This window comes from Neisseria blantyrii, assembly GCF_962747855.1.
In the GTDB taxonomy this organism is placed as follows: domain Bacteria; phylum Pseudomonadota; class Gammaproteobacteria; order Burkholderiales; family Neisseriaceae; genus Neisseria; species Neisseria viridiae.
In genome coordinates this window covers 44,563-53,702 of the sequence record NZ_CAUIZY010000013.1, presented here as the reverse complement: position 1 = coordinate 53,702, position 9,140 = coordinate 44,563, and the positions used below count along the sequence as shown (strand labels likewise).

10 protein-coding genes and 1 pseudogene are annotated in these 9,140 nt (G+C 50.3%); 5 read left to right on the top strand and 6 right to left on the bottom strand.

The window, feature by feature from the left end; all coding sequences use genetic code 11:
• From Q9J80_RS09600 to Q9J80_RS09585, 4 genes and pseudogenes are all read right to left on the bottom strand, one after another.
• Positions 1-218, bottom strand: a pseudogene (locus tag Q9J80_RS09600) (IS5/IS1182 family transposase); the annotation flags it as partial.
• 427 nt (positions 219-645) lie between these two features.
• Positions 646-903 carry a hypothetical protein gene (locus Q9J80_RS09595; RefSeq protein WP_301669615.1) on the bottom strand — a complete coding sequence of 86 codons (258 nt, stop codon included), beginning with the start codon at positions 901-903 and terminating at the stop codon, positions 646-648.
• 13 nt (positions 904-916) lie between these two features.
• The gene (locus Q9J80_RS09590) at positions 917-1,102 is read right to left on the bottom strand and encodes a hypothetical protein (RefSeq protein WP_301672983.1); all 186 of its coding nucleotides are present in this window, start codon (positions 1,100-1,102) and stop codon (positions 917-919) included.
• Positions 1,103-1,256: 154 nt separating this feature from the next.
• Positions 1,257-1,466 carry a hypothetical protein gene (locus tag Q9J80_RS09585; protein WP_301672984.1) on the bottom strand — a complete coding sequence of 70 codons (210 nt, stop codon included), beginning with the start codon at positions 1,464-1,466 and terminating at the stop codon, positions 1,257-1,259.
• A gap of 350 nt (positions 1,467-1,816) precedes the next feature.
• On the opposite strand from Q9J80_RS09585, the gene aroG reads away from it, so the two are divergent.
• Complete coding sequence (gene aroG, locus Q9J80_RS09580) at positions 1,817-2,872, top strand: 3-deoxy-7-phosphoheptulonate synthase AroG (RefSeq protein ID WP_304672826.1); 1,056 nt, start codon at positions 1,817-1,819, stop codon at positions 2,870-2,872.
• 67 nt (positions 2,873-2,939) lie between these two features.
• Positions 2,940-3,428 (top strand): dihydrofolate reductase, encoded by a 489-nt coding sequence (locus Q9J80_RS09575; RefSeq protein WP_304672828.1) that lies wholly within the window; start codon positions 2,940-2,942, stop codon positions 3,426-3,428.
• A gap of 29 nt (positions 3,429-3,457) precedes the next feature.
• On the opposite strand, the gene Q9J80_RS09570 is transcribed toward Q9J80_RS09575, so the two are convergent.
• Together Q9J80_RS09570 and Q9J80_RS09565 are read right to left on the bottom strand one after the other, a co-directional pair.
• On the bottom strand, positions 3,458-3,934 hold the full coding sequence (locus tag Q9J80_RS09570) for a CYTH domain-containing protein (protein ID WP_301672986.1): 477 nt from the start codon (positions 3,932-3,934) through the stop codon (positions 3,458-3,460).
• A gap of 11 nt (positions 3,935-3,945) precedes the next feature.
• Positions 3,946-4,374, bottom strand: coding sequence for a CopD family protein (locus tag Q9J80_RS09565; RefSeq protein ID WP_079885928.1), 429 nt, complete (start codon positions 4,372-4,374; stop codon positions 3,946-3,948).
• Positions 4,375-4,485: 111 nt separating this feature from the next.
• Between Q9J80_RS09565 and Q9J80_RS09560 the strand changes: the two genes are divergently transcribed.
• The 3 genes from Q9J80_RS09560 to Q9J80_RS09550 all read left to right on the top strand — a co-directional run bounded on the left by Q9J80_RS09560 (position 4,486) and on the right by Q9J80_RS09550 (position 9,119).
• The gene (locus tag Q9J80_RS09560) at positions 4,486-4,731 is read left to right on the top strand and encodes a hypothetical protein (protein ID WP_014573754.1); all 246 of its coding nucleotides are present in this window, start codon (positions 4,486-4,488) and stop codon (positions 4,729-4,731) included.
• Between the two features lie 577 nt (positions 4,732-5,308).
• Entirely contained in the window at positions 5,309-7,405 is a 2,097-nt protein-coding gene (locus Q9J80_RS09555; protein WP_304678567.1) for an autotransporter outer membrane beta-barrel domain-containing protein, read from the top strand.
• 247 nt (positions 7,406-7,652) lie between these two features.
• The gene (locus Q9J80_RS09550; RefSeq protein WP_439652351.1) at positions 7,653-9,119 is read left to right on the top strand and encodes a surface lipoprotein assembly modifier; all 1,467 of its coding nucleotides are present in this window, start codon (positions 7,653-7,655) and stop codon (positions 9,117-9,119) included.
• The last annotated feature ends 21 nt before the right edge of the window (positions 9,120-9,140 follow it).

Genomic DNA, 9,140 nt, shown 5'->3' with positions numbered 1-9,140 from the left:
GGCGGTCTGAATAATGGTGGCATCAACGACAGCGGCGGATGCTTTCTCTACTTTTAGGCCTTTTTCAGTCAAATGGACAACAGGGGATAGGCGGGACGGCCGCGGTGGTCTCGAAGGTAACGGGTTTTTTGACGATTCAGGTATCGTTCGATCGGTTGCCAATCAATCACTTGATCCAACTTCAATAGTGGGAAGCGGCTGATGTGTTTGGCAATCATGGCTTGTGCAGTTTGCCGGAAGAAGGTGCTCGTGAGAAATCCCCTAAATGTCTTGGTGGGAATTTAGGGGATTTTGGGGAATTTTGCAAAGGTCTTAGGCTACCTGAAAAGTTTGGGAGATTTTCAGGTAGCCTTTGGTATTGGGCGCAACAGATGCAGGTACAGATTAGGCGGTGCGCCGTAATCGCACGAATGCCGATTCAACCCAAGCAGACATCAGTATTTGGGAAGCGGGTGTTTGATGGAGCAAAGGTTGTACGAAGGGTGGAAGGCAACCTGTGGGTGTTTGGTATGGTTGCGCTTGAAAAAACGTGTTTTAAGGGGCAAATGCCGTCTGAAAATCGGTTTCAGACGGCATTTTCGATTTATTCAAAGCAAACAGAAAAAGGCAGCAATATTTTGCAGTCTTCCTATTCACACAAGCGTTTTAGAATGTTGCGGCTACGCGGAAGCCGTACTCGTTAAACTCTTCGCTGTCTGTTTTGGTTTTGGTAGTATTCGAGACAAATTCGGCAGACTTGCGGATTGCGCGGTGGCGGTAGTATGGGTCAAACTCTACGCCGAGACTGCCGGTCAGTTGTTTGCCCATATTCAGCCCGTTGCTGACGAACCGGCCTTTGGAGTTTAGGTTGGCATCTTGGGAGGCAATTGCTATTTTGTTTTTGTTGCGGAGATAGACAGCCACCCCGCTTATGGCTTCAGAAACCAGCCTTCGCCAAGGTTTTGACGGATTTTACCATCTGCTTGCTGGGGGAGGCGTTCGCTTTTTGGACAGGCGTAGCCGCAGCACTTTTCTCCCAGATAACGTTTAACTTGGACGCGCTCCAAACCGCCACGGAAACGTGTGGATTCACCGACCGGTTGGGTGTGGGTATAACCGGCATACACGGCAGCCGTTTTGCCTATTGCGCCGTTAGCGATGTGTGAATTCCCTCTTTTGTCGTCTGCATCGTTTTGCTTCAGGCGTACTCTGTCTCAAAACGCATACTGTGGCGTTCGTTGAACGGAAGCCGATGGACGGTGTGCGTTGTTTTTCTTTCAAATTGCCGGTAGTGGCTTTGCCTTTAACATAAGCGGAAAGACTTTGTATTCGCTTTTGCCGTTAGATTCGGGAATGTCGGTTACCGTAACGGCGGACACGGCTGCAAGTGAGAGTGCAAGCAGGGTTTTTTTCATGTTTTTATAATGAGGATAAATAAATGGAGAAAGTGTGGGAAATACCCGCATTCCAATAAAATCTTTTTTCAAGCAATTAGTTCTTTTGTTTTCAACATTTTCCTTGCGTATGAAATCTTGCCGGATGTGCAGGCGGAATCGGCAGCGAGGTGTCCTGTACCAGATTGTCGTGGAAACGGGAAAACGGATGTTCCGTACGGTTTTGCCCTAATGAATGGCGGGTATTGTTTTTATCAATCTGTTTCTTTTTCTTTGAAATAAAATTCCTAAAATATTAAAAATATGAAATTTAAAATCTATGAAAAAAGATATATCAGTTATTTTGAAATAAAATAGCTTTGTAGTAATATGTTGCACTTGTTTGTGCAAGGTAAACGATGTAACCTAAGCCGCGTATAAAAACCCATCAGGAAAGATGCAAGATGACACACCATTACCCCACAGACGATATTAAGATTAAAGAAGTTAAAGAGTTGTTGCCGCCGATTGCCCATCTTTACGAGCTGCCGATTTCCAAAGAGGCTTCGGGTCTGGTTCACCGTACGCGCCATGAGATTTCGGATTTGGTGCATGGTAAGGATAAACGGCTCTTGGTCATTATCGGGCCGTGTTCGATTCACGATCCGAAAGCGGCGTTGGAATATGCGGAGCGTTTGTTGAAACTCCGTAAACAGTATGAAAACGAGCTTTTGATCGTGATGCGAGTTTATTTCGAGAAGCCGAGAACGACGGTGGGTTGGAAAGGTTTGATTAACGACCCGCACTTGGACGGAACATTCGATATCAATTTCGGTTTGCGTCAGGCGCGCAGCCTGTTGTTGTCCCTGAATAATATGGGCATGCCTGCCTCTACCGAATTTTTGGATATGATTACACCCCAGTATTATGCCGACCTGATTTCTTGGGGGGCAATCGGTGCACGGACGACTGAAAGCCAGGTCCACCGTGAATTGGCAAGCGGTCTGTCCTGTCCCGTCGGCTTTAAAAACGGTACGGACGGTAATTTGAAGATTGCAATTGATGCAATTGGTGCGGCGAGCCATTCCCATCATTTCTTGTCTGTAACTAAAGCCGGACATTCCGCCATTGTCCATACCAGTGGCAATCCAGATTGTCATGTTATTTTGCGGGGCGGTAAAGAGCCGAATTATGATGCGGAACACGTCAGTGCTGCGGCGGAACAACTGCGTGCGGCAGGCGTAACCGACAAGCTGATGATTGATTGCAGCCATGCTAACAGCCGCAAGGATTATACCAAGCAGATGGACGTGGCACGGGATATTGCCGCCCAATTGGAACAGGACGGGAGCAATATTATGGGTGTAATGGTAGAAAGCCATTTAATAGAAGGCAGACAGGATAAGCCGGAAGTTTACGGTAAGAGCATTACCGATGCGTGTATTGGTTGGGGCGCGACTGAAGAACTGTTGGCATTGTTGGCAGGTGCAAACAAAAAACGTATGGCGCGCGCCGGTTGAGATTTTTGATACGGAATATCATAAAATGCCGTCTGAAGCTTTCAGACGGCATTTTTATGGAGACGACATGACTAAAATAACCTTAATTGCAGCGTGTGCGGAGAATCTGTGCATTGGGGCGGGCAATGCGATGCCTTGGCACATCCCCGAAGATTTCGCATTTTTCAAAGCCTATACCTTGGGCAAACCCGTCATTATGGGGCGGAAAACGTGGGAATCCCTGCCCGTCAAACCCCTGCCCGGACGGAGGAACATCGTCATCAGCCGGCAGGCGGATTATTGCGCGGCAGGCGCGGAAACGGCGGCAAGTTTGGAGGCGGCATTGGCATTGTGCGCCGGCGCGGAAGAAGCCGTCATTATGGGCGGCGCGCAGATATACGCACAAGCGATGCCGTTGGCGACCGATTTGCGGATAACCGAAGTCGGCCTGACTGTGGAAGGTGATGCATTTTTCCCCGAAATAGACCGGACGTATTGGAAAGAAGCAGAGCGGACGGAACGCCGTGTCAGCAGCAAAGGCGTTGCATATACATTCGTGCATTACCTCAAGGGATAACCGCAAGGCAGATGCCGTCTGAAGCCGTTTCAGACGGTATTTTTCCAGCTTGAGAACGGGTGTTTGCTCAAATAAGCATTGGTAAACATACCGTCGGCAGTGATTTCCCGCCCCAGCCAGTCCGGGCGGTCAAAATCGGCATTTTCGTCGGGCAACTCGATTTCCGCGACGACCAAAGGCGCGTTTTCGCCAAGGAAAACATCGACTTCAAACAGGCTGCCGCCCCATCTGACCGGATAACGCCGTTTTTCCATCTTAAACGGGCACATCGTTTCCATCATCTTTTCCGCATCGGCAAGCGGGATTTCGTATTCAAACTCACTGCGGCTGATTTCCGAAATATAGCCTTTCAGCGTCAGCCACGCCCGTTTTCCGGCAATGCGGACGCGGACGGTGCGTTCTTTTTCAACAGAAAGATAACCCTGCCTCAACAGTAGCGGCTCATCGGCGTATCGCCGCCAGTTGTCGTTTTCAATCAAAAAACGGCGTTCGATTTCTATCGGCATAAGATGCTCCGTCAAAACGGTTTGAACACGACCAGATACAGCGCGGCAACCATCAGCAACACGGGGATTTCGTTGAACACGCGATACCAGCGGTGTGAAAAAGCATTGCTGTAATCCTGAAAACGGCGCAGCAGCACGCCGCAATACAGTTGATAGGCCAAGAGCATCAAGCCCAAACACAGTTTGACGTGAACCCAGCCGCTGCCCCACCAGCCGGCGGCAAACGGTATCGCCGCGCCGAACACGACCGCGCCGAAACCCAAAGGCGACATAAAACGGTACAACCGCACCGCCATATCCGACAGGCGCACATACTCGGGATTGCCGCGCGGCGCATCAATCATCGCCATATTGACGAAAATCCTCGGCAGGTAAAACAGCCCTGCAAACCACGAAATGACAAAAAACAAGTGAAACAGTTTGAACCAAGAAAACATCATCGCCCACACCCTGCCGAAAAGCGGTATTGTACAGGCAAACCGCTTGGGAAACGTGATAAAATCAGGCGGATAAACAAATCGAATAAATCCTTACCGCAAAACGGAGGCAAAATGCTCAAATCCATCGAACTCAATTCCCACATCCGCAACCGCCTTGCAGCATATCTGAAAGGCAGGGGTATGGATTTTCAGACGGCGATGCAGGAAGAAAAAGGCAACAAAGAAATCGCCGCCATCGTCCACAGCGGTCTGCCTACTCTGGTACGCAAACTGTATTCCGAACAAAAAATGCAGAAGTTTTTTTGGGAAAAGCGGGATTTGATTGCCGATTACATCAGCCGCCGGATGCAGGGATAGGCGGCTGAAATCTGTTCTCAGTGAAAAGACAATATGGCGGATTGAAATAAAAATACGCTTATCGTCCTTCCCGCCCGCGCGGTAATCCGGCTTGTTCGGTTTCGGTTATTTTTCGTTTCGTAACTTTTGAGCCGTCATTCCCGCGCAGGCGGGAACCCAGACCTTTAAACTCCGGCCATCTCTGATAAATTCTTGCGGCATTAAAATTCTAGATTCCCGCTTTCGCGGAAATGACGGCGGAGAGTTTTTAGTTTTCCCGATAAATGCACATCATCCAAAATCCCGTTATTCCCACAAAACAGAAAATCAAAACAACAATCTGAAATTCCGTCATTCCCGCGCAGGCGGTAATCTGAACACGTCCGTAGGGAAACCTATATCCCGTCATTCCCACGAAAGTGGGAATCTAGGATGCAGGGGAAACCGTTTTATCCGATAAGTTTCCGCCCCGAAAGGTCTAGATTCCCGCTTTCGCGGGAATGACGGCGGAGGGGTTTTTTGTTTTTCCTGATTTTTCATTGTGGTGTAGTTTTATGTAGTATATAATCATTATAATTTTAACACTTGACAAAGGAAGATTTCTCATGACACTGAAAGCAAGCAAGCAAGCAAGCAAGCAAGCAAGCAAGCAAGCGGTCGGGTTAATCTATTAACATTATCTGTTTTATCACTGTTTTGCACGCCATATGCTTGGGGTTCGGATGCGTACGATCCCGTCAAAGAAGCCGAGATTAGTAACCAATTTATCTTGAAGGATGCGGAAAACAGAAATTCCCACGTTTGGCGCGGCCCGTGCAGTGTGTCTTTTGATTGCTTCGGTACTTTCAGTTATCAGCTCGGTTCAAATACTCGTTCTACCGAAATCGGCAACGATACCGATTTTTCATTTTCAGACAAGCCGGCAAACGGCGTTTCCCATTATTTTTCCAGCGGCAAAACCGATCAAAATTCATCCGAATACGGGTATGACGAAATCAATATCACGGGTAAAAACTACAATAGCGGCATCCTCGCCGTCGATAATATGCCTGTTGTTAAGAAATATATTACAGATCATTACGGGGCTGATTTAAAGCAGGCGGTTAAGGATCAATTAAAGGATTTATACAAAACAAGACCCGAAGATTGGGAAAAAAATAAAAAAATAGTTGAGGAAGTATATAGAAAACAGCTTGGAGGAACATTTGATATACTTAAACAGAAAAGACCCAATATAATTAATCAATTGATAGAAGACGCCGTACTTACTCCTTATACACCACAGACTAATCTCGACAACATCTTCAATAAAACACTGCACGTCAAAATCGAAAACAAATCCCACGTCGCCGGACAGGTGTTGGAACTGACCAAGATGACGCTGAAAGATTCCCTTTGGGAACCGCGCCGCCATTCCGACATCCATACGCTGGAAACTTCCGATAATGCCCGCATCCGCCTGAACACGAAAGATGAAAAACTGACCGTCCATAAAGCGTATCAGGGCGGCGCGGATTTCCTGTTCGGCTACGACGTGCGGGAGTCGGACGAACCCGCCCTGACCTTTGAAGACAAAGTCAGCGGAAAATCCAATGTGGTTTTGGAACGCCGGCCGGAAAATCTGAAAACGCTCGACGGGCGCAAACTGATTGCGGCGAAACAAGCCGATAAAGATGCGTTTGGTTTGGATAAAACCTATAAATCCGGGCTGTACGAATTATTGCTCAAGCAATGCGAAGGCGGATTTTGCTTGGGCGTGCAGCGTTTGGCTATCCCTGAGACGGAAGCGGTTTTATATGCCCAACAGGCTTATGCGGCAAATACTTTGTTTGGGCTGCGTGCCGCCGACAGGGGCGACGACGTGTATGCCGCCGATCCGTCCCGTCAAAAATTGTGGCTGCGCTTAATCGGCGGACGGTCGCATCAAAATATACGGGGCGGCGCGACTGCGGACGGGCGGCGCAAAGGCGTGCAAATCGGCGGCGAGGTGTTTGTACGGCAAAATGAAGGCAGCCGACTGGCAATCGGCGTGATGGGCAGCAGGGCTGGCCAGCACGCATCAGTCAACGGCAAAGGCGGTGCGGCAGGTAGTTATTTGCATGGTTATGGCGGGGGTGTTTATGCTGCGTGGCATCAGTTGCGCGATAAACAAACGGGTGCGTATTTGGACGGCTGGTTGCAATACCAACGTTTCAAACACCGCATCAATGATGAAAATCGTGCGGAACGCTACAAAACCAAAGGTTGGACGGCTTCTGTCGAAGGCGGCTACAACGCGCTTGTGGCGGAAGGCGTTGTCGGAAAAGGCAATAATGTGCGGTTTTACTTGCAACCACAGGCGCAGTTTACCTACTTGGGCGTAAACGGCGGCTTTACCGACAGCGAGGGGACGGCGGTCGGACTGCTCGGCAGCGGTCAGTGGCAAAGCCGCGCCGGCATTCGGGCAAAAACCCGTTTTGCTTTGCGTAATGGTGTCAATCTTCAGCCTTTTGCCGCTTTTAATGTTTTGCACAGGTCAAAATCTTTCGGCGTGGAAATGGACGGCGAAAAACAGACGCTGGCAGGCAGGACGGCGCTCGAAGGGCGGTTCGGTATTGAAGCCGGTTGGAAAGGCCATATGTCCGCACGCATCGGATACGGCAAAAGGACGGACGGCGACAAAGAAGCCGCATTGTTGGTCAAATGGCTGTTTTGATGCGTCGGGAAATGTTTTGACGCACAGGCGGCACACCTGCACGGCCCCGCGCGCCGCCCCGCAAACCGATCCGAACCCTGCCGCCCCGAAGGGCGGGGCATAATGATGAAACCGGCGGGAAACCGCCGGTTTTTTGCTGCCGTCTGAAACCCGATTCTGGCTTCAGACGGCATTGTCGCGGCATCGGGCGGCAGGGTTTGGAACAGCGGCATAAAAAACTGATACAATCCGCCAGTTGATAATGGTTATTTTTTATTTTTATTTTTGTGGGAAGACATTTATGCCTGCACGAAACAGATGGATGCTGTTGCTGCCTTTATTGGCAAGCGCGGCATATGCCGAAGAAACACCGCGCGAACCAGATTTGAGAAGCCGTCCCGAGTTCAGGCTTCATGAAGCGGAGGCCAAACCGATCGACAGGGAGAAGGTACCGGGGCAGGTGCGGGAAAAAGGAAAAGTTTTGCAGATTGACGGCGAAACCCTGCTGAAAAATCCCGAATTGCTGTCCCGCGCGATGTATTCCGCAGTAGTTTCAAACAATATTGCCGGTATCCGCGTTATTTTGCCGATTTACCTACAACAGGCGCAGCAGGATAAGATGCTGGCACTTTATGCACAAGGGATTTTGGCGCAGGCAGACGGTAGGGTGAAAGAAGCGGTTTCTCATTACCGGGAATTGATTGCTGCCCAACCCGACGCGCCCGCCGTCCGTATGCGTTTGGCGGCGGCATTGTTTGAAGACAGGCAGAACGAGGCGGCGGCAGACCAGTTCGACCGCCTGAAGGCGGAAAACCTGCCGCCGCAGCTTATGGAACAGGTCGAGCTGTACCGCAAGGCATTGCGCGAACGCGATGCGTGGAAGGTAAACGGCGGTTTCAGCGTTACCCGCGAACACAATATCAACCAAGCTCCGAAACAGCAGCAGTACGGTAACTGGACTTTCCCGAAACAGGTGGACGGCACGGCGGTCAATTACCGGCTCGGCGCGGAGAAAAAATGGTCGCTGAAAAACGGCTGGTACACGACGGCGGGCGGCGACGTGTCCGGCAGGGTTTATCCGGGGAATAAGAAATTCAACGATATGACGGCAGGTGTTTCCGGCGGCATCGGTTTTGCCGACCGGCGTAAAGATGTCGGGCTGGCAGTGTTCCACGAACGCCGCACCTACGGCAACGACGCTTATTCTTACGCCAACGGCGCACGCCTTTATTTCAACCGTTGGCAAACCCCGAAATGGCAAACGCTGTCTTCGGCGGAGTGGGGGCGTTTGAAGAATACGCGCCGGGCGCGTTCCGACAATACCCATTTGCAAATTTCCAATTCGCTGGTGTTTTACCGGAATGCGCGCCAATATTGGACGGGCGGTTTGGATTTTTACCGCGAGCGCAACCCCGCCGACCGTGGCGACAATTTCAACCGTTACGGCCTGCGCTTTGCCTGGGGGCAGGAATGGGGCGGCAGCGGCCTGTCTTCGCTGTTGCGCCTCGGCGCGGCGAAACGGCATTATGAAAAACCCGGCTTTTTCAGCGGTTTTAAAGGGGAAAGGCGCAGGGATAAAGAATTGGACACATCTTTGAGCCTTTGGCACCGGGCATTGCATTTCAAAGGCATCACGCCGCGCCTGACGCTGTCGCACCGCGAAACGTGGAGTAACGATGTGTTTAACGAATACGAGAAAAATCGGGTGTTTGTCGAGTTTAACAAAACGTTCTGATGTTTGGCGTGTTCTATAGTG

What these genes read in the sequence shown, in the direction of transcription:
- Q9J80_RS09590 (WP_301672983.1), bottom strand. Translation starts at nt 1,102, where the DNA reads ATGCCGGTTATACCCACACCCAACCGGTCGGTGAATCCACACGTTTCC.
- aroG (WP_304672826.1), top strand. Translation starts at nt 1,817, where the DNA reads ATGACACACCATTACCCCACAGACGATATTAAGATTAAAGAAGTTAAA.
- Q9J80_RS09575 (WP_304672828.1), top strand. Translation starts at nt 2,940, where the DNA reads ATGACTAAAATAACCTTAATTGCAGCGTGTGCGGAGAATCTGTGCATT.
- Q9J80_RS09570 (WP_301672986.1), bottom strand. Translation starts at nt 3,934, where the DNA reads ATGCCGATAGAAATCGAACGCCGTTTTTTGATTGAAAACGACAACTGG.
- Q9J80_RS09565 (WP_079885928.1), bottom strand. Translation starts at nt 4,374, where the DNA reads ATGATGTTTTCTTGGTTCAAACTGTTTCACTTGTTTTTTGTCATTTCG.
- Q9J80_RS09560 (WP_014573754.1), top strand. Translation starts at nt 4,486, where the DNA reads ATGCTCAAATCCATCGAACTCAATTCCCACATCCGCAACCGCCTTGCA.